The organism is Salinispora tropica CNB-440 (assembly GCF_000016425.1).
In the GTDB taxonomy this organism is placed as follows: domain Bacteria; phylum Actinomycetota; class Actinomycetes; order Mycobacteriales; family Micromonosporaceae; genus Micromonospora; species Micromonospora tropica.
Window position 1 is genome coordinate 5,031,164 of record NC_009380.1, and the last position, 17,842, is coordinate 5,049,005.

Annotated in this window: 18 protein-coding genes; 6 read left to right on the forward strand and 12 right to left on the reverse strand. The window is 70.9% G+C overall.

Features of this window, described 5'->3' with window-relative positions:
• Positions 1-32: 32 nt before the first annotated feature.
• From STROP_RS22405 to STROP_RS22420, 4 genes are read right to left on the reverse strand one after another with little or no spacing between them, the layout of a single operon-like run.
• A complete protein-coding gene (locus STROP_RS22405) occupies positions 33-977 on the reverse strand; it encodes a MerR family transcriptional regulator (RefSeq protein WP_012015629.1) in 945 nt (314 codons plus the stop codon).
• A complete protein-coding gene (idi, locus tag STROP_RS22410) occupies positions 967-1,566 on the reverse strand; it encodes an isopentenyl-diphosphate Delta-isomerase (protein ID WP_012015630.1) in 600 nt (199 codons plus the stop codon). Before idi ends, STROP_RS22405 begins: the two co-directional genes overlap by 11 nt.
• Positions 1,563-3,041: a phytoene desaturase family protein gene (gene crtI / locus STROP_RS22415; RefSeq protein ID WP_012015631.1), complete on the reverse strand. Its 1,479-nt coding sequence runs from the start codon at positions 3,039-3,041 to the stop codon at positions 1,563-1,565. The genes idi and crtI overlap by 4 nt, the downstream gene beginning before the upstream one ends.
• A gap of 29 nt (positions 3,042-3,070) precedes the next feature.
• Positions 3,071-4,225, reverse strand: a complete 1,155-nt coding sequence (locus STROP_RS22420; protein ID WP_012015632.1) for a polyprenyl synthetase family protein — start codon at positions 4,223-4,225, stop codon at positions 3,071-3,073.
• A gap of 62 nt (positions 4,226-4,287) precedes the next feature.
• On the opposite strand from STROP_RS22420, the gene STROP_RS22425 reads away from it, so the two are divergent.
• From STROP_RS22425 to STROP_RS22435, 3 genes are read left to right on the forward strand one after another with little or no spacing between them, the layout of a single operon-like run.
• Positions 4,288-5,226, forward strand: coding sequence for a phytoene/squalene synthase family protein (locus STROP_RS22425; protein ID WP_012015633.1), 939 nt, complete (start codon positions 4,288-4,290; stop codon positions 5,224-5,226).
• 4 nt (positions 5,227-5,230) lie between these two features.
• Complete coding sequence (locus STROP_RS22430; protein ID WP_012015634.1) at positions 5,231-6,640, forward strand: dihydrolipoyl dehydrogenase family protein; 1,410 nt, start codon at positions 5,231-5,233, stop codon at positions 6,638-6,640.
• Positions 6,641-6,668: 28 nt separating this feature from the next.
• Positions 6,669-8,063: an MmgE/PrpD family protein gene (locus STROP_RS22435; protein ID WP_012015635.1), complete on the forward strand. Its 1,395-nt coding sequence runs from the start codon at positions 6,669-6,671 to the stop codon at positions 8,061-8,063.
• 131 nt (positions 8,064-8,194) lie between these two features.
• Here the strand turns inward: STROP_RS22435 and STROP_RS22440 are convergent, their stop codons facing one another.
• Positions 8,195-9,928, reverse strand: coding sequence for an ABC transporter ATP-binding protein (locus STROP_RS22440; protein ID WP_012015636.1), 1,734 nt, complete (start codon positions 9,926-9,928; stop codon positions 8,195-8,197).
• Complete coding sequence (locus STROP_RS22445) at positions 9,925-11,721, reverse strand: ABC transporter ATP-binding protein (protein WP_012015637.1); 1,797 nt, start codon at positions 11,719-11,721, stop codon at positions 9,925-9,927. The genes STROP_RS22440 and STROP_RS22445 overlap by 4 nt, the downstream gene beginning before the upstream one ends.
• 173 nt (positions 11,722-11,894) lie before the next feature.
• On the opposite strand from STROP_RS22445, the gene STROP_RS22450 reads away from it, so the two are divergent.
• A complete protein-coding gene (locus STROP_RS22450) occupies positions 11,895-12,584 on the forward strand; it encodes a TetR/AcrR family transcriptional regulator (protein WP_012015638.1) in 690 nt (229 codons plus the stop codon).
• Between the two features lie 12 nt (positions 12,585-12,596).
• Here the strand turns inward: STROP_RS22450 and STROP_RS22455 are convergent, their stop codons facing one another.
• Entirely contained in the window at positions 12,597-13,358 is a 762-nt protein-coding gene (locus STROP_RS22455) for a crotonase/enoyl-CoA hydratase family protein (RefSeq protein WP_012015639.1), read from the reverse strand.
• Between the two features lie 160 nt (positions 13,359-13,518).
• Here STROP_RS22455 and bluB point away from each other — a divergent pair, with 160 nt between their 5' ends.
• On the forward strand, positions 13,519-14,148 hold the full coding sequence (bluB, locus tag STROP_RS22460) for a 5,6-dimethylbenzimidazole synthase (RefSeq protein ID WP_012015640.1): 630 nt from the start codon (positions 13,519-13,521) through the stop codon (positions 14,146-14,148).
• Positions 14,149-14,231: 83 nt separating this feature from the next.
• On the opposite strand, the gene STROP_RS22465 is transcribed toward bluB, so the two are convergent.
• Together STROP_RS22465 and STROP_RS22470 are read right to left on the reverse strand one after the other, a co-directional pair.
• Positions 14,232-15,455 (reverse strand): LysM peptidoglycan-binding domain-containing protein, encoded by a 1,224-nt coding sequence (locus tag STROP_RS22465; protein ID WP_012015641.1) that lies wholly within the window; start codon positions 15,453-15,455, stop codon positions 14,232-14,234.
• Positions 15,456-15,469: 14 nt separating this feature from the next.
• Positions 15,470-15,934 (reverse strand): pilus assembly protein TadG-related protein, encoded by a 465-nt coding sequence (locus STROP_RS22470; protein WP_026274737.1) that lies wholly within the window; start codon positions 15,932-15,934, stop codon positions 15,470-15,472.
• Between the two features lie 42 nt (positions 15,935-15,976).
• On the opposite strand from STROP_RS22470, the gene STROP_RS22475 reads away from it, so the two are divergent.
• Positions 15,977-16,693, forward strand: coding sequence for an MOSC domain-containing protein (locus STROP_RS22475; protein ID WP_012015643.1), 717 nt, complete (start codon positions 15,977-15,979; stop codon positions 16,691-16,693).
• On the opposite strand, the gene STROP_RS22480 is transcribed toward STROP_RS22475, so the two are convergent.
• From STROP_RS22480 to STROP_RS22490, 3 genes are read right to left on the reverse strand one after another with little or no spacing between them, the layout of a single operon-like run.
• Positions 16,677-17,237, reverse strand: a complete 561-nt coding sequence (locus STROP_RS22480) for a TadE/TadG family type IV pilus assembly protein (protein ID WP_012015644.1) — start codon at positions 17,235-17,237, stop codon at positions 16,677-16,679. The two genes, STROP_RS22475 and STROP_RS22480, sit on opposite strands and share 17 nt — an antisense overlap.
• The gene (locus STROP_RS22485; protein WP_012015645.1) at positions 17,222-17,641 is read right to left on the reverse strand and encodes a TadE/TadG family type IV pilus assembly protein; all 420 of its coding nucleotides are present in this window, start codon (positions 17,639-17,641) and stop codon (positions 17,222-17,224) included. The genes STROP_RS22480 and STROP_RS22485 overlap by 16 nt, the downstream gene beginning before the upstream one ends.
• 4 nt (positions 17,642-17,645) lie before the next feature.
• A complete protein-coding gene (locus STROP_RS22490; RefSeq protein ID WP_012015646.1) occupies positions 17,646-17,840 on the reverse strand; it encodes a hypothetical protein in 195 nt (64 codons plus the stop codon).
• Positions 17,841-17,842 lie beyond the last annotated feature (2 nt).

The window sequence follows — 17,842 nt, forward strand, 5'->3', positions numbered from 1 at the left end:
CGGCTCCGGCCGGGTTGGCCCGCTGGCAGCCCCTACCCCGCAGCCGACTGGTCCAGCGAGTCGCGTACGGCTGCCGCGAGCGAGAGCGCCTCGGCGAGGTTGACCGGGCGCACCACCCCGGCGGGGAGGCTGTCCGCCCGCCAGCCTGGTCCGGCCGCGAATACCAGCAGCGGCCGATGCGGACCCGCGAGCAGGGCGGTGAGCTGTGTGGGATCGGCGGTTCTCCGCGTTTGTGACCACAGCACGACCGCAGCCGGCCCGGTGCGGTTGACCGCCTCCAGCAGCGCACGTACCGGCACTCGGGCACCGAGCAGCCGGTAGGCGATCCCTGCTTCGGCCAGCGCCGCACCGAGCGCCTCCAGCGGCAGGCTGTGCTGCTCCTCGTCGGCACAGGAGAGCAGGATGCGGGGTGGCCCATCGGGCGCTCGGGCGCGGACCACCGCGGCGAACGCCTCCGACACACACCGGGACACCAGGTGCTCGACCTCGATCAGCGTCGCCGTGACGGCGTGCCGTTCACCAAGCCCGGCGAGCACTGGTCGCAGCAGCGTGTCCCAGGTGACGACCACGCCGTCGGTACGGATGGCGCGGTCGATCACCTCGTTGATCGCGTTCGAGTCCAGCCGCATGGCGGCCCGGGCCAGGCCCCGGGCGGCCGGGCCGGCCCGGCCCACCGGGATTGTCGCGCCGCCACCGTCGCGGGCACCCCGCTTCCCGGGCCGGGGGCTGGGACCGGGTGACACGGCGTCGGGCGCCTGGGCGGCCCAGCGGGCGGCTTCGGCCGGGGCGACCCCGTTGGCGGTGAGCCGCCGCATGGTCTCCAGGCGGGCGAGGTCGGCCGGAGTGTAGCGGCGGTGGTGCCCGGGGACGTGCTGGCTGGGCCCCAGCCCGTAACGCTGATGCCAGGTGCGCAGGGTCGTCACCGCGACCCCCAGCCGGCGGGCGACGGCACCCGCGCTCAGCGCCTCATCCGCCACCTGACCGCTCCGGAGCATTCTCGGCCGCCAGCGTCGACTGGAGCAGGGCGGGCTCACCCGGGTGATACAGCCGGTCGACCACCCCGCCCAACCACGGGGCGTACGCGTGCGGGTCGGCGTCGAGCTCCGCCGTCAGTTCGGAGGGGGGCACCCAGCGCAGCTCGGCGACCTCGTCCGGATCCGGGCGCAGCGGCGCGTGGGCCGGCAGGTCGCCGCGGAGGACGTGGTCGTACTCGAACTCGACCCTGCCGGTGGCCGGGTCCTCGGCGCGGTAGACGTAGACGCCGACCTCGGTCAGCTCGACCGGGGCGGCCCCCAACTCCTCTCCGAGCCGGCGGTTGGCGGCGATCGTGAGCGGCTCGCCGGGCAATGGGTGGCCGCAGCAGGTGTTGGCCCAGCGCAGCGGAAAGCGGGTCTTCACCTCGGCCCGGCGCTGGAGCAGGACCCGGCCATCGGGGTCGACGAGCAGCACCGAGAAGGCGCGGTGCAACCGCCCCGGCGGCTGGTGCGCGGCGCGCACGGTGGTGTACCCGGTCGCCGTCCCGGCCTCGTCCACCAGCTCGACCAGGTGGGCTTCCCGGCCGGTCACGAAGGGGCTCCCGTCACCCGAGCGGCGGCGAGCTTGCCGGAGATCAGCACCATCGGCACCCCGACTCCGGGCTGGGTGCCCGAGCCGACGAAGACCACGTTCGCGAGTCCGCGGTGCAGGGTGGGCGGGCGGAACGGCCCGGTCTGGAGGAGGCTGTGTGCGGAGGCGAACGGCGTACCCGCGGCCATGCCCTGCTCCGCCCACTCGGCAGGCGTGATCGTCCGCAGCACCTCGATGCCGTCTCCGAAGCCCACGTAGCCGCGCTCCTCCAGCGTTCGCACCAGCCGGTCGGCGTAGCGGGCGGCCAGGCCGCCCCGCCAGTCGAACGGCGCGCGGTCCAGGTTCGGCACCGGCGCCAGCACGTAGTACGCGTGCCGGTCGGCGGGAGCTACCGACGGGTCGGTCCGGCTCGGGTTGGTCACCAGCAGCGACGGGTCGCTCATCAGTTCGCCCCGGCGGATGACCTCGTCGAACGTGCCCCGCCACGCGCGCCCAAAATGGATGTTGTGGTGAGCGATCTTCTCATAGCCCTGCGCTGACCCGATGTGGAGGACCACGCAGGAGGGGGAGTAGGTCAACCGACGGTGCCGGGTCTGGAGCAGTTCTCGGTGGGCCACCGGCAGATCCGGGTTGAGCACCACCACGTCGGCGGGGACGAACTCCCCGCTGGCGGTCCGGACACCGGTTGCCCGGTCGGCGGCGGTCTCCACCTGGGTAACGGTGGTGTCGTACCGGAACTGCACCCCGTGCTTCTCGGCGGCGCCGGCCATGGCCCGCGAGACGGCGTGGATGCCGCCGCGCGGGAAGTGCACCCCCGCGACGGAGTCGAGGTACGCGATAACCGCGTAGATGGCGAGCGCGTCGTGCGGTGCGAGCCCGGCATACATCGCCTGGAAGGAAAAGACGCGCTGGGTACGCGGGTCCCGGAAGAACTGGTTGATCTTCGTTTGGAGCCGCCGGAAGGCACCACCGGCGAGGAGTTTCAGCAGGTTCCCGGTGAGCAGGTCAGTGGGTGCGTCCAGGTTGCGTTCGATGAAGTCGGCCCGCTCGAGCCGCCACAGCTCCCGGGCGTAGTCGACGAAACGGAGGTAGCCGTCGGCCTCTCGGGGGCCACAGACCTTCGCGATCTCGGCGGCCATCCGGGTCGTGTCGGTGATCACGTCCAGAGTGGAGCCATCCGGATAGTACGCCCGGTAGGCGGGGTCGAGGGGGGTCAGTTCGAGCCAGTCGTCGAGTTCCTCGCCAACGGCGTGGAGCGCCTCGGCGATCAGCTCCGGCATGGTCAGCACCGTGGGACCGGTGTCGAACTCGTACCCGTCGACGCTGAGTCGGCCGGCCCGACCACCCGGCACCGGCTCACGTTCCAGCACTGTCACCTGGCGACCGCTGCCCGCCAGGTGCAGCGCGCAGGCCAGCCCGCCGAGCCCGGCACCGACGACCACGACCCGATCCGTACGTCCGCGCACAGTGCGCACCTGGCTACCTCCTCGAGAAAACGCGCCCATCATGCTCGCCGATGGGTAGCGACGGCGGCGAGACCGGCGAGCGCGGTCCGCGCGGTGTCATCGATCGACGGAACATCGAGGGCGGTGAGCGCCTCGTCGACCCGATCAGAGATCATCTGCTCGACCTGCTCGACCGCACCGGTCTCCGCGACCACCTCCGCCAGTCGCTTGACCTCCCAGTCCTCCGCGCCCGCGCCGACCTGGTCGAGGGCTTGACGCTGGGTGGGGTCGGCCAGGGTGCGGGCCAGCATGAGCAGCACGGTCGGCTTGCCGGTACGCAGATCGTCACCGGCCGGTTTGCCGGTGGTGGCCGGGTCGCCGTAGACGCCGAGCAGGTCGTCGCAGAGTTGGAACGCCTCGCCGATGGCCTGGCCGTAGCGGTCGTACGCGGCGATCAGCGGAGAGTCGGCGACGACGCCGGCCAGGCGGGCGCCGAAGAGCAGCGGCCACCGCACCGTGTAGCTGGCGGTCTTGTAGCGAGCGACCTGTAGGGCCCGCTCCACCGACCAGTTCGTCGGGTCGCTCTCGCCGAGGACGTCGAGGTACTGCCCGGCGACCGTCTCTACCCGCATCTGGTCGTAGCAGTGCCGGACCTCCAGCAGCCGGGCCGGCGGTAGGACAGCCTGCGCGAGGAGCCGGTCGGCCCAGACCAAACAGAGGTCGCCGACGAGGACGGCGACATTCTCGCCGAACTTCCCGGAGTCGCCGCGGCGGCCGGCCGCGGCGTGTTGGGCGGCGACCGCGACGTGCGCGGTGGGCCGGCCGCGCCGGGTGGCGGAGGAATCCATCACGTCGTCGTGGGTGAGCGCGAAGGCGTGCAGCAGTTCCAGCGCGGCGAGCGCTGGCAGCACGGGGGGCAGTGGCTCCGCGCCACCGACCACGCCCCGCCACCCCCAGTAGGCGAAGGTCGGGCGGAGTCGCTTCCCCCCGGCCAACACGCTGTCGCGGGCAGTGGTGGCGAACCCGCCGGCGCTTGAGTCGATCGCGGCCAGCGCGTCGATCTCGGTGGCGAGGAAGTCGACGAGCGTGTCGTCAACCGCAGCGACGACCTCCTCGGTGTATGCGGCCAGGCGAGCGCCAACCGGGTCGGCTTCGCCCCCGCGGCGGGCCGGGATGACCCGGAGGGCTTTACCCACAACTGCGTCGTTGGCCATGTGGGGAGCATACCCTAGAGTTACAAGTTGCGTCGATTCATGCGTCGAATTGAGGAGGATCGGTGGATACAGATCTCACCGCCGCCTACGACCGATGCCGTGAGCTACACCGACACCACGGCCGTACCTACTATCTCGCCACCCGACTACTTCCCGCCTGGAAACGGCGACATGTACATGCTTTGTACGGTTTCACCCGCTATGCGGACGAGATCGTTGACCGAACCGAGGACCTGCCCTCGGCACATCGGGCCGCCCAGCTGGACGACTGGGCTGGGCGATTCATCGCCGGCCTGCACGGTGAGCCGGTCACCGACCCGCTGCTCCCGGCCGTGCTGCACACCATCGCCGTCTTCGACCTGGACCGAGACGACTTCGCGTCGTTTCTCAAGAGCATGGCGATGGACCTGACCATCAGCTCCTACCCCACCTATGCCGACCTGCTCCACTACATGGAGGGCTCCGCCGCCGTCATCGGCACGATGATGCTGCCGATCCTCGGCAGCGCCAACCCGGCCGCGGCCCGCGAGCCCGCCCGCCAGCTCGGCTTCGCCTTTCAACTGACGAACTTCATCCGGGACGTCGCCGAGGACCTCGACCGCGGCCGAACGTACCTGCCGGACGAGGACCTGACCCGCTTCGGTGTCACCCGCGACGACCTACTGGCAGCCCGTGCCGCCGGCCGGACCAGCGAACCGATTCGGGAACTGATCCGGTACGAGGTGGCCCGGGCCCAGGCGCACTACGCTGCCGCCGCACCCGGGGTGACCCTGCTCGCCCCCGCCTCGCAGGCCTGCATCCGCACCGCGTACACGCTCTACGGGGGAATCCTCGACGAGGTCGCCGAGCAGGACTTCGATGTCTTCGCCCGGCGGGCCCGGGTGCCGCAGCACCACCGGATGACGGAGACCGCCCGTGCCCTGCTCACCCGAACCGGCACCCCCGTCCAGGTGCCCGGCCCAGCACTGTTGACACCCACACCCGGCCCTTCCCTAGGCTGACCGGATGGAGCCGGAACTGGTGGATCTGGTCGTCGTCGGGCTCGGAGTCGGCGGCGAAGAGGTGGCCGGTCAGCTCGCCAAGGCCGGGCTCAGCGTCGTCGGCATCGAACGAGACCTGGTCGGTGGCGAGTGCCCGTACTGGGGATGCGTGCCCAGCAAGATGATGATCCGCGCGGCGAACACCCTCGCCGAGGCACACCGGGTCCACCAATTCGCCGGCTCGGCGCGGGTGTCGCCCGACTGGGCACCCGTGGCGGAACGGATCCGCGCGGAGGCCACCGACACCTGGGACGACCAGGTCGCGGTGGAACGATTCGTCAACCAGGGCGGACGTTTCATCCGGGGCAGCGGACGGCTCGACGGCCCGGGTCGGGTCCGCGTCAACGACCAGGTCTTCCAAGCCCGGCACGGAATCGTGCTGAGCACCGGCACCCGCCCCTTCGCACCGCCGATCGATGGGCTGGCCGAGACCCCGTACTGGACGAACCACCAGGCGATCGAAGTGGAACGGCTACCAGAATCGCTGCTGGTGCTCGGCGGCGGCGCGATCGGGCTGGAGCTGACGCAGGTCTTCGCGCGATTCGGCGTCCGGGTCACCGTGGTCGAGGCGCTGGATCGGATACTGGCGACCGAGGAGCCGGAGTCGTCCGAGGTGGTGGCCGCCGCGCTCCGCGCCGACGGCGTCGACATCAACACTGGAGTGATAGCGGACCGAGTCGACCACGACGGACAACAATTCACCCTGCGGGCGAACGACGTGCGGTACACCGCCGATCAGCTGCTGGTGGTGACCGGCCGCCGGGCACACCTCGACGAGCTGGGCCTAGACACCGTCGGTGTCCGCGCCGACCAGCGCTTCCTGCCGGTCGACGACCGGCTGCGCGTCACCGAGGGAATCTGGGCGGTCGGCGACGTGACCGGCGCGGGCGCCTTCACCCACGTCGCGACGTACCAGGCGGGCATCGTCGTCGCCGACCTGCTCGACCGTGTCCGCCGATCCGAGGCGGGGGCGGCCCTGGACGGCACGGGGGCGGCCCTGGACGACACGGTCCCCCGGGCCGACTACCGGGCGCTACCCCGGGTCACCTTCACCGATCCGGAGGTCGGCGGTGTCGGGCTCACCGAGTCGCAGGCCCGCCAGCAGGGAATCAATGTCCAGGTCGGCTCCGTGCCGCTGGGCTCCTCGGCACGCGGCTGGATTCACCGCGCCGACGGTCTGATCAAACTCGTCGCCGACGCCGACCGGGGCGTGCTGGTCGGCGGAACGTCGATCGGGCCAGCCGGCGGCGAGGTACTCTCCGGGCTGGCGGTCGCCGTGCACGCGGCGGTGCCGCTGGCCGAACTCCGCGACATGATCTACGCGTACCCAACCTTTTACCGGGCCATCTCCGACGCCCTACGGGACCTGGGCTGACCCGGCAGGTCGAGAGGCGAAGGCGACCATGGCTGGTGCGACACCGACCGATCCGGACGGGCCGACCGGTCGGCTCGCCACCTGGCTGACGGAGACCGCGACCGACGCCATCCCGGCCGATGTCACCACCCGAGCCCGACACCTGATCCTGGACGGCGTCGGATGCCTCCTGGTCGGCGCCCGACTGCCCTGGTCCCGGATCGCCGTACGGAGCCTGACCGTCGAACCGGGCTCAGGCGTCGTCGCCGGCTGGGACCGCACCGCCGACGCCGCGACGGCAGTGCTGCTGAACAGCAGTTTCATTCAGGGCTTCGAGCTCGACGACGTGTCGTACCAGATTCCCTGGCACGCCAACGCGGTGTTGCTGCCGGTGCTGCTGGCCGTGGCCGGCCGGCGCGGGGAGGTCACCGGGGCGGAGTTCCTCCGGGCCGAGGTACTGGGCGTCGAGACCGGTGCCCGGGTGGGCCTCGCGCTGGGCGGACCACAGCTGGTGAGACAGGGCTGGCACTCGGGTGCGGTCTTCGGTGGTCCCGCAGCGGCAGCCGCCGGCGGAGTACTGCTCGACCTCACCCCCGCCCAGTTCGAGGACGCGTTGGGCATCGCCGCGACCCAGTCGTGCGGGTTGATGGCCAACGAAGCGATGGTCAAGCGCATGCAGCACGGCTTCGCCGCACGCAACGGCCTGGTCGCGGCAATGCTGGCCGCCGGCGGCTACATCGGGACCAAGCGGATCTTTGAACGCGGATACGGCGGCTACCTCACGGTCTACGGATCCGGACACGACACCGACCCGTCCCGGATCGACGACGCGCTGGGCGAGCACTGGTACCTGCGGGAGCAGACGATCAAACCGTACGCGGCGATGGGGTACACCCATCCGGCGATCGACGCCGCGCTGGCCCTGCGGGCGGCGAACCGGTTCGATCCCACCGCCACCGAACGGATCGAAGTCGAAGTCGCGGAGTCCGTCTTCGATCACACGGCGTTCCCGATCCATCGACCGATCGAGAGCGTCGCCGCGCAGATGTCCGTTCGCTACGTGACGGCGGCGGCCCTCCTCGACGGTACGGTGTCGCTGGAACAACTCCGACCGGACCAGCTGGACCGGGACGACGTGTGGCGGCTGGTTGACCGGACGACCGTGACCCGCGGGTCCGGGTCGGCGTCTCAGGGCCGGGTACGCCTGACCGATGTCGATGGTCGGACCCACGAGCACCACACCGACGCGCCGCTCGGCTCAGTCGAGCGTCCACTCGACGATGCCGCCATCGTGGACAAGTATCGGGACCTGACCGACCGGATCATCGACCGGCGCCGGCAGCGGACGATCGAGGATCTCGTGCTGCACCTGGACGAGCACCGGGACGGCCCGGCGGCGCTGCTCGCGCTACTCGCCCCAGCGGTCGGCGACGCACTGGACTGACCTGTTCAGGCCCCGGCGCCGCGTCGACCCGCGCTTCGTCAAGCCCGGTGCCCTGCCGACCGCGGTGCCCCGGCGGCCCGGCCATGCCGTGGGCTGCCAACAGGAGATTCGTTCCACGTCGAAGGGTCCGGTCAGGCGTGGGACGTCAGTCGCCAGCCGGCGGCGTTGGCGCGTTCCTGCCAGTAGCTGGCGTAGGCCCCGCCGGCGGCGAGGAGTTGGGCGTGGGTTCCGGCTTCCTGGATGCCTCCGTCGCCGTCGAGCATCAGGATCTGGTCGGCGCGCATGATCGTTGACAGGCGATGCGCGACCACGATCACGGTGCGGTCACCGTGCAGCGCGTCGAGGGTGTCGCTCACAGCGATTTCATTACCGATGTCCAGCGCGGCGGTAGCTTCGTCGAGCAGCACGATCGGCGCGTCCTTGAGCAGTGCCCGGGCGATGGAGACGCGCTGGCGCTCGCCGCCGGACAGGTTTGACCCACCTTCGCCGACCCGGGTATCCCAGCCCCCCGGCAGGCGCTCGACGATCTCGTCAACGCGGCAGCGGGCAGCGGCGGCGACGACCTCCTCGCGACTGAGGTCAGGGTTGCCGATCCACACGTTGTTCAGAATCGTGTCGTCGAACAGGTAGACATCTTGGAAAACGGGTGCGACGGCGGCCTCGACCACCGCAGTGCCCAGCCGTGGAAGTGCGACGCCGCCGATCGACACCGTGCCGCTCTCCGGATCGTAGAACCGCGCCATCAGCTTGATGATCGTCGTCTTTCCCGACCCGGAGGGTCCGACGATCGCCGTCATCCGCCCGGGCGGGGCGGTAAACGACAGACGCCGCAGGACTGGGTGGCCGCCGTAGCCGAACGTGACGTCGTGGAACTCGATTCCCCAGTCCGCGGGCACGCCCGAGGTCGCTGGCTCGGGCAGCGGGGCAACCGAAGCGAGCTCGTCGAGGTGCGTCAGCGTGGTGTTCGCGACCGCGACGCCGCCGCCGAGCGCGCCGGAGTTCGCAATCGGTTCGGTGAACCGGACGCCGAGCACGAGTAGGGCGATGAGCGTGGCGGGCTCCAGTGAACCGCCGACGGCGAGATAGGCGCCGAGCAGGATGACCACGGTCAGAGCGAGCTGGACCACCCCGGCGAAGGCCGCGAGACCCGCTCCCCCGGTGAGCAGCAGACCACGATAGGCCTGGTGCTGGCGCCGCAGCGCGTCCTCGACGAGCCGGTCGGCGGTGGAGCGGTCACCGGCCATCCGCAGCGCGGGCTGAACGTTTGCGAACTCGATCACCCGGTTCGACGCCTCGGCAACCGCTGCCGAGTGCTCCGCGTCGTCGCGCTCCATCCCCCGCCGAAGCCATCGGAAGGTGATCCACATAACCGGTACCGTCGCCGTCATCGCCAGCGCCAGCCGCCAGTCGTAGAAGTACATGCCGATGAGCACCGTGGCCGGCGTAATGAACCCGGTGAGGATGAGCCGCACGATCGAGTACGGCGTGGAGGCCACGAACATCGCCCCGCGGGTAGCGATGTCGGCCACCAGCCCGGATCGGTCCACGCCGAACCACGCGGTCGGCAGCTCCACGAGGCGGTCACCGAGGCGTCGCAGCAGCGAGTCGAGCACAGCGGTGCTGGCCTTCATCCCGACCTGGCTGGCGCACCAGAACACGACCGCGTAGGCGGCGCCCACGAGGGCGACCGCGATCAGCCAGAACCGGACGGTCGCCAGATCGCCGAGGAACAGGGCCCGCAGCAGTGGCACGAGCATGACGAAGGCGATGCCCTGGAGCACCGCCGTGGCGACGACGCACGCCAACTCGGTCACGAGCAGACGGCGTGCCCGCGGCGACGAGTAGTGCAGCAAGCGCCTGATCATCCCTTGACTCCTTCCGGAACGGCAGTCGCTTGGTTCGCCTGGTAGCGCGACCACATCCGTGCGTAGCGCCCGCCTGCGGCGACGAGTTGCGGGTGCGTACCGCGCTCGACGATCCGCCCCGCGTCGAGGACGAGGATCTGATCGACGCCGACGATGGTGTGCAGGCGGTGGGCGACCACCAGGACGGTGCGGTTGGTGGTGAGCTCGCCGAGTGCAGCCTGGATCGCCGCCTCCGAGTCCGGGTCGGCAAACGCGGTGGCCTCGTCGAGCACCAGAATCGGGGCGTCGGCGAGCAGCGCACGAGCGATCGTCACCCGTTGCGCCTCACCACCGGAGAGGTTCGCATCGACACCAATGACGGAGTCATACCCTCGCTCGAAGCGGAGGATTCGGTCGTGGATCTGCGCCGCGCGCGCCACCCGCTCGACGTCCTCGTCCGTGGCGTCGGGCCGCGTGAGCCGGATATTGTCGCGCAGGCTCGTGCGCAACAGCCGCACGTCCTGGAACACGAACCCGACCTCGCGGTACAGCTGCTCCGATGAGATCTGCCGGACGTCCGCCGCGCCGATCGTGACCTGTCCCGCCGACGCATCGTAGAACCGCGGCACCAGTTTGGCCATCGTGGACTTACCCGAACCGGAGGCCCCGACGAGCGCCGTGACGGTACCTGGCGCGCAGGCCGCGACGATGTCGTGCAGCACCTGGTGTCGGCCGTCGTAGCTGAACGAGACCCGCTCGAATCCGATGTCATGGCCGTCCGGCGTGGCGGGCGAGCCGGCCTCGGGTACCGACGGCAGGGCGAAGAACCTCGCGAGGGACTCATGCGCCTTTGCCGCGTTGCGCAGGAACTGCGCCGAGGAGGCGAGTTTCATCAACGGCCCGGTCAGCCCAAGCCCCAACAACAGCCCGGGGAGCACATCGATGGGCTCGGCCTCACCACTGGACACCAGGTGGGCACCGGCGGCAAGCAGGAGGACCAGCACGACCACCGGGGAGGTGACGACCTCAGCGATGCCCTGCAACGGCGCGGTATCCCGGGTCCATCGCCCAATGAAGTCGACGTACTGCCGCATCTGGTCGTGGTAGCGGCGGTGACTGCGACCAACCTGGCCAAACCGCTTGACCACGGCGATGCCGTGAACGAACTCCACGGTGGCACCGGACAGGCGTTCGGTCGCCGCGTCGTACTGTGCGAACTTCTCCGCGCCGCCCCGCATTATCAACGCGTACAGCACGATCGAGAGAAGAACCGGCACCAGCGCGACCAGGGCCAACTGCCACTGCACGACGAACAGATAGACGATGCCGATGACGGGCACGGTGATCGCGGTGACGACGTCCTGGATCCCGTGCGCAACGAGTTGATGCAGCGCGATCACGTCGTTCTCGACCATCTTGCGCACCGTTCCGGAGGTACGCGTATCGAACCAGCCCAGCGGCAGGCGCTGAAGGTGACGGATGATCCGCTGCCGCAGCGAAAGCTGTAGCTCCGCGTCGGCCAGGTGGCTGACCATGCCCGACCCGACCGCGGTACTGAAGCTGACGAGCAGAGCCACCACCGCCAGGGCCACAATGGTCCAGACCCGGGAGGTGTCCACCTCGCCGGTCGACAGGGACGGCAGGAGAGCACGCGCAAGCTCAACGATCGCGATGAACGGGACCACTCCGGTCGCCGCACCGATCACGCTGAGCAGCACGATCCCCGCGAGGCTGCCGCGGACAGGTGCGAAGAAGTCATCGCGGGGGGCTCGTGCTTCGCCGCTTTCGGCGTGTTGCTGCCGCGTTGTCGCCATCGCCGTTCCTTCCGACCTCGCGGACGCTGTCAACCGTCGCATCGCTCATGACAACGATCACCAGGAAGCTACACCGAACACTGTTCTAATGCCAGACCCGGCTACGGTCGTGTGAGCCGCGCCCCATCGGCCGTCCGACTGATGTTCTGCCCGCCGTCTGCGAGGATGCCGACGTGCCGAAGCCCTCCTCGCCCCCGTTCCACGTGGGCCTCACACCCGCGCGGATCATCGACGTCGCCGTGGATCTCACCCGCGATTCCCACCTGTTCGGCTGGTCGATCCGAGACCTCGCGGGACGGCTCGACGTCGCGCCATCGGTCATCTACCACCACATCGGCGGCAAGGATCGGATAGCCCGTCATGTCGTTGAGCGTGTGCTCGAGCCACTGGCACCACCGCCTGCCAGCCCTGACTGGCAGGCATGGTTCCGCGAGCTACTCAACTCCATCTACCCTGCCGTCTCCGCGCATCCCGGCGTCGCCAAGTGGCTGCTCATGCACGGGCCGACCATCCCCTCGGTCATTCCCGTCGTCGACACCGGGATCAGCGTCCTGCAACACGCCGGGTTCGGTGACCGCGCCGGCCTGGCCTACGCCGCGCTGCTCAACAACGCCATGCTCAGCGTCTCGATCGGGGACGAACGCCTCATCCACGAGGACGATGGCCCACGCGACCATGCCGCGATGATGGAGGAGTTTCGCCTGGCCACTACCGACAGCCCGGGCGTCGCTGTGCTGACAGAGGTGCTCATCACCCCATTTGTCGAGAGCGACAGCGCCGCCACACACAACCGCGAGAGCTACTACCGTTTCGTCAACGACATCACCATCGCGGGACTAGCCGTCATGCTCACCGGGGCCTGACCCGCGCCCGGCTCAGGCCCCGGCGCCGTGCCGACCAGCACCCGCGGCGAACCGGGCCGCCCCGGCCACCGCATCAGCGGCCGACGACTCCATCCCAAACCCCAGCTCGGTCGCCAGCGCCGCCGGCTCCGGCAGCGCCGCCGTGGCCAGCACCGCCGCCCGATCGCCGCGCAGACAGGTCTGCGGGTGCCCGGCGAGCTCCGCGGCCAGCTGCTCGGCGGCCGTCCGCGCGGTACCCGGGGCGACCAGCCGATTCACCAGACCCATCGCGTACGCCTCGGGCGCGGGCACCGGACGGCCGGTGAGGATCAGGTCCATCGCCCGGCTCTCGCCGATCAGTCTGGGCAGCCGGAACGTCCCACCGTCGATCAGCGGTACGCCCCAGCGCCGGCAGAAGACGCCGAGCACCGCGTCGTCCTCGGCGACCCGCAGGTCGCACCAGAGCGCCAGCTCCAGCCCGCCCGCCACCGCGTACCCGGAGATCGCCGCGATCACGGGCTTGGACAGTGTCATCCGGGTCGGACCCATCGGGCCGTCCCCGTCCGGTGCGACACGGTTGCCGGTGGGGGTGCCGATCGCCTTCAGGTCGGCACCGGAGCAAAACGTGCCGCCCGCACCGCAAAGCACCGCCACCGCCGCCTCCGGGTCGGCCTCGAAGGCGCGGAACGCGTCGGCCAGCGCCTGCGCGGTCGGACCGTCCACGGCGTTCCGCGCCTGCGGTCGATCCAGGATCACAGTGGTCACCATCGCGGACCGTTCGACGCGTACGCCCATCGGCACAGCATGACGCGGCGGTGTCCGGCGCACCAGTGCCAGAGCCCGAACTCGGCGCTCAGGCTGGCATCGTCCCTGGATATCGGATTAGAGTGCTCAACGACTTGATCATGCGAGGTGCCCGCGTGAAGCGTGGCCGAACGCGGCGGGAGCCTGCCCGATGGACCTGTACGACGTCATCCACCGCCGCCGGGACGTGCGGGCGCAGTTCACCGGGGCGCCGGTGCCCACGGAGACCCTGGACCGGGTGCTCGCCGCCGCCCACGCGGCGCCAAGCGTCGGGTACTCGCAGCCGTGGGACTTCATCCTGGTCCGCGACCCGGAGTTGCGCCGGGCCTTCCACGAGCACGTCAGCGCCGAGCGGAAGGTCTTCGCCGCGACGCTGACCGGGGAGGCCGCCGAAAGATTCGCCGGCATCAAGATCGACGGGGTGCTGGAGTCCAGCCTGTCGGTCGTCGTCACCTACGACCCGACCCGGGGCGGGCCGGCGGTCCTCGGCCGGCACGCCATCGCCGACACCGGGCTCTACTCGGCCTGCCTGGCCATCCAGAACCTCTGGCTCGCCGCGACCGCCGAGGGACTCGGCGTCGGCTGGGTGTCGTTCTACCGGGAGGGGTGGCTCGCCGAGCTGCTCCGGATCCCGGCCGGGATCCGTCCGGTGGCCTGGCTCTGCCTCGGCCCGGTCACCCACTTCGAGGCGGTACCTGACCTGGCCCGGCACGGCTGGCGAAGCAAGCGCCCGCTGACCGAGGCCGTGCACACCGACCGCTGGGGCAGCGCACCCACATAGCGCCACACACCCCCACATGGGGCCGGCGCACCCACGTAGGACCACGCACCCAATAGGGTCGGCGCAGCCCGGTCCGGCCGGTGTCACTCCCGCCGGTGCCGGCCAGTCGGCAGCTCCCACTGCCGCCGCCCGGCCGTCACCGCCTTACGGCCGGTCCCGGCGCGAGCGGTCGCCGGGCGTCGGCGCAGGCCGAGCGCCGCGCCGATCTGCGCGCCGACGATGCTCGACACGGCGAGGACGGCCGAGACGGCGAGCGGCCGATTCACCCGGTCCGGATCGCCGGGACCAGCCGCCCCCACGGCCACGATCGGCACCTCCGCCGCCGGGTCCGGGGCGGTCTGACCCGGGGCGGCCTGACCCGAGGCGGTCTGACCCGAGGCGGTCTGACCCGAGGCGGTCTGACCCGGGGCGGCCTGACCCGAGGCTGTCGTATCCGTCGTGGACGCGTCCGAGACCGCCGTACCCGAAACCGCCGACTCCGCCGGTGGCGGCTGCGTCGACTGCTCGGCCGGTGCCGGCGCGGGCGGCCGGGGTGGGGTCGGGCGGGCGACCAGCCCTCCGGTGGCGTGCGGGCCGGGGCCACGATCGTGGGCCTCGGCGGGCAGCCGCAGGAGCTGGCCCGGGTGGATGCGGTCCGGGTCGGTCAGCCGGTTCAGCGTGGCCAGGCTCTGGTAGTCCTCGAAACCGTCCAGGTACCGCGCGGCGATCGATCCGAGGTAGTCGCCCCGGGCCACCCGATAGACCGGCTCCCGCTCCGACTCACCGGTCGGCGCAGCGGTTGGCACGGGCTTCGCCGCCTGCCGCACCGGCTCGGTCAGCGCGGCCGACACCGGTCCTTCCACCCGGGGTAGCGCCCCGCTGGCCGGCGCCGCAGCGGCTGCCGTCGCGACCGTGGGTGCCGTTGGGCCCACCACCACCGCCGCCGCGCTGGCCGCGACCGGACTGGCCACCAAGATCAATGCGACTGAACCGACCAGCGCGGCGGCGGCCCGCTGCTGCCGACCCATCCCCGGCAACCGGGGGGCCGGGCGACGGACGGCGAGGGCACCCAGCTCGACCAGCACCGAGAGGGTGAACGTGGCCCAGCCCGCCCAGCCGGCCACCGCCAACGCCCGGATGAAGAGCTGACCGTCGTCGCGGCTGGTCAACACGGTGCCGACCTCACCGAGGGTGGGCACCTGCGCCGGCAGCGGGTTACCGGCGAACGCGAGCAGCGCCACCGGGGCGCCGACCAGCAGCACACAGAGCAGAGCGAGCGCGCCGAACCCGGTGAGCACCCGTCCGAGGACACGAGCCGGTGTGGACATGGCGGCCTTCCTTCCTACGGTCCGCCGGTCAGCGCCCGAGCGGTCGCCTCCCCGGTGACGTTGACGGTGTCGTCGAAGCCGACGAGGCCGAGCAGCGACCTCTCGTAGGTGACGGTGACCCGCACCCGGACCACGGTCTCCCCGTCAACCACCGGGAAGCTGACGGTGTGGGTACTGGCACCGGCGGCGGCGAGATACTCGGTCACCGCCCGCCGCGCCTGCGGCTCGTCGATCCGCTTCGGCCCTCCCTCGATCGCGCTGACCAGATCGATCGACTGCCCCCCGGCACGGGCGGCCTCGCTGGCGAGGTTGTCGGCTCGTTGCAGCGCACGCAGCTGCCCGGCCCCATCGAAGGCGAGCGCCACAACGGTGAGTATTCCCAGGGCGGCGATTGCCAGGAAAACACTGACCCGGCCCGAGTCAGTGCGGCTCGAGTCGGTGCGGCCCGAGTCGTCCCGACGGGTGGGCACGGCGATCACTGGGGACACCCGCGGTACCACGCCCCCACTACCGTGACGTCGATGAAGGTAGCTGAGATCAGCAGATTCCCGATCAAGTCACTGCTCGGCGAGCGGCTCGACGACGTCGAGATCGAGCAGCGGGGACTCATCGGCGACCGGCTCTGGGCGGTCCGCGACGTCGAGGGCAAGATCGGCAGCGGCAAGAACACCCGCCGATTCCGCCGTATGCCCGGCCTGCTCCACCTTCGTGGGTACTTCGGCGAGCGCGTACCGACTGTGGAGCTGCCGGGTGGAGAAACGTTCGCCGCTGATGACCCGGCCGGACACGCCGCGGTCAGCCACGCCATCGGCAGGAACGTCACCATTGCCCGCGAGGCGGAAGTCCAGCACCACGACGAGGGACCCGTCAGCCTGATCACCACGGCCGGGCTACGCCAACTCGCCGCGATGACCGGAGAACCGGTCGACCCGGCGCGGTTCCGCGCCAACCTCCTCATCGACCTACCCGGCACCGGCTTCCTCGACGACAGCTGGGTCGGCCAGGACCTACAGGTCGGACCGACTGTCCTCCTGCGGCCACAGGCCCTGCAGACCCGCTGCATCATGATCAACATGGCCCAGGGCGACCTACCCGAGAGTGGCCGACTCCTCAAGGCCGTCGCCGAGCGGCCGGACCTGACCTTCGGTCTGTGGGCGACCGTCATCCGCGCCGGCCGCATCGCGGTGGGCGACGCCGTGACCGTGAACTCCCGCACGCTCATCACCGCCCACCCGTAGCCGAGTACGTCACCGGTGCGACTTCGACATTCACGAACCCGAGAGCTCTACTCCGGTAACGGTCCAGGGGCGAGGTGAAGCTGGCCGACACCCGGCGGCTGCCCGGCATCCCCGGAATCGTGTCCAGCCGCAGGTCGGACAGGTCGACGGTGCAGGAGAGCCGAACGGTCACCGAGGCCTGCTGGCCGATCGGGCTCCGGAACGCGGCGGCGAAACTGGTCGCCTGGCCGTTGACGGTGCCGGTGAGGTCGACTGTTGGCGTACTCGTGCAGTTCAGACCGCGCCAGTCGAGCTGCCGGACGGCCGCCTCCCGGGCCCGCTCACCGGCGGTGTCCGCGTCACGGGAGATGGAGGCGGCGCGTGCGGCGTCGTGCGCCGCCGCCTCGACGGCCTCGGCCGCGACCGCGGTACGCCCGGCGACCCCGGCGAGGACCATCAGCGCGATGAAGGCCGGTGCGAGGATCGCCGCCTCGACGGAGACCGACCCGCGGTCACGCTTCGGGTCGCCGCGTCGACCGGGGTGCCGGATCACGGCTCCGTCCACCGTTCCACCGTCCCGTGTGCGCTCTCCCGTACCGGGAAGTCGACGCCGGGCACGACGGAGAGCGAGCGGCCGCGGACGGTGCAGGTCACGTCGGTCGCGTCGGTCTGACAACTCGGTCCCGGAGAGTCCCAGTCGACCAGCCAGCCACCGGCCGCGGCGAGGAAGCGTCGCGCCCGGTCCGCACCCGCGTCCGGCGGGGCGTTGAGTACCCGCTGCGCGTTGACCCCGCTCTGCGCCGCGTGCAACGCCGTCGATCGGGCGATGAACACGGCGGCCACCTGGATCGACCCGAAGAGCAGCAGAAAGATCACCGGCATCACCACCGCCAACTCCACCGGGTTGGCGCCCCGGTCCGTACCGCCGAGCCGTCGGCGCAGAGCGGCACGAGTGACCATTGCCGACATCGGATCAGGGCGCGGTGGGAATGGCGTTCATCCAGCCCTCCGCCCTGGTGGCGACAAGCGCCGTGACGGTGATCGCGGCGGCCACCAGACCAAAGATGATCACAGCGGTGGGGACTGGGCTGTCCCCCCGCTCGCCGTCGGAGCGCAGCTCGGCCAGGCGCGCGACCAGCGCGGCCTGAAGGTGGGTGAACAGGGACATGG

Bases quoted from the DNA above. Each gene is read 5' to 3' on its own strand.
- STROP_RS22420 (WP_012015632.1), bottom strand. From the start codon at position 4,225: ATGGCCAACGACGCAGTTGTGGGTAAAGCCCTCCGGGTCATCCCGGCC.
- STROP_RS22430 (WP_012015634.1), top strand. From the start codon at position 5,231: ATGGAGCCGGAACTGGTGGATCTGGTCGTCGTCGGGCTCGGAGTCGGC.
- STROP_RS22435 (WP_012015635.1), top strand. From the start codon at position 6,669: ATGGCTGGTGCGACACCGACCGATCCGGACGGGCCGACCGGTCGGCTC.
- STROP_RS22440 (WP_012015636.1), bottom strand. From the start codon at position 9,928: ATGATCAGGCGCTTGCTGCACTACTCGTCGCCGCGGGCACGCCGTCTG.
- STROP_RS22445 (WP_012015637.1), bottom strand. From the start codon at position 11,721: ATGGCGACAACGCGGCAGCAACACGCCGAAAGCGGCGAAGCACGAGCC.
- STROP_RS22455 (WP_012015639.1), bottom strand. From the start codon at position 13,358: ATGGGCGTACGCGTCGAACGGTCCGCGATGGTGACCACTGTGATCCTG.
- bluB (WP_012015640.1), top strand. From the start codon at position 13,519: ATGGACCTGTACGACGTCATCCACCGCCGCCGGGACGTGCGGGCGCAG.
- STROP_RS22465 (WP_012015641.1), bottom strand. From the start codon at position 15,455: ATGTCCACACCGGCTCGTGTCCTCGGACGGGTGCTCACCGGGTTCGGC.
- STROP_RS22475 (WP_012015643.1), top strand. From the start codon at position 15,977: ATGAAGGTAGCTGAGATCAGCAGATTCCCGATCAAGTCACTGCTCGGC.
- STROP_RS22485 (WP_012015645.1), bottom strand. From the start codon at position 17,641: ATGTCGGCAATGGTCACTCGTGCCGCTCTGCGCCGACGGCTCGGCGGT.
- STROP_RS22490 (WP_012015646.1), bottom strand. From the start codon at position 17,840: ATGTCCCTGTTCACCCACCTTCAGGCCGCGCTGGTCGCGCGCCTGGCC.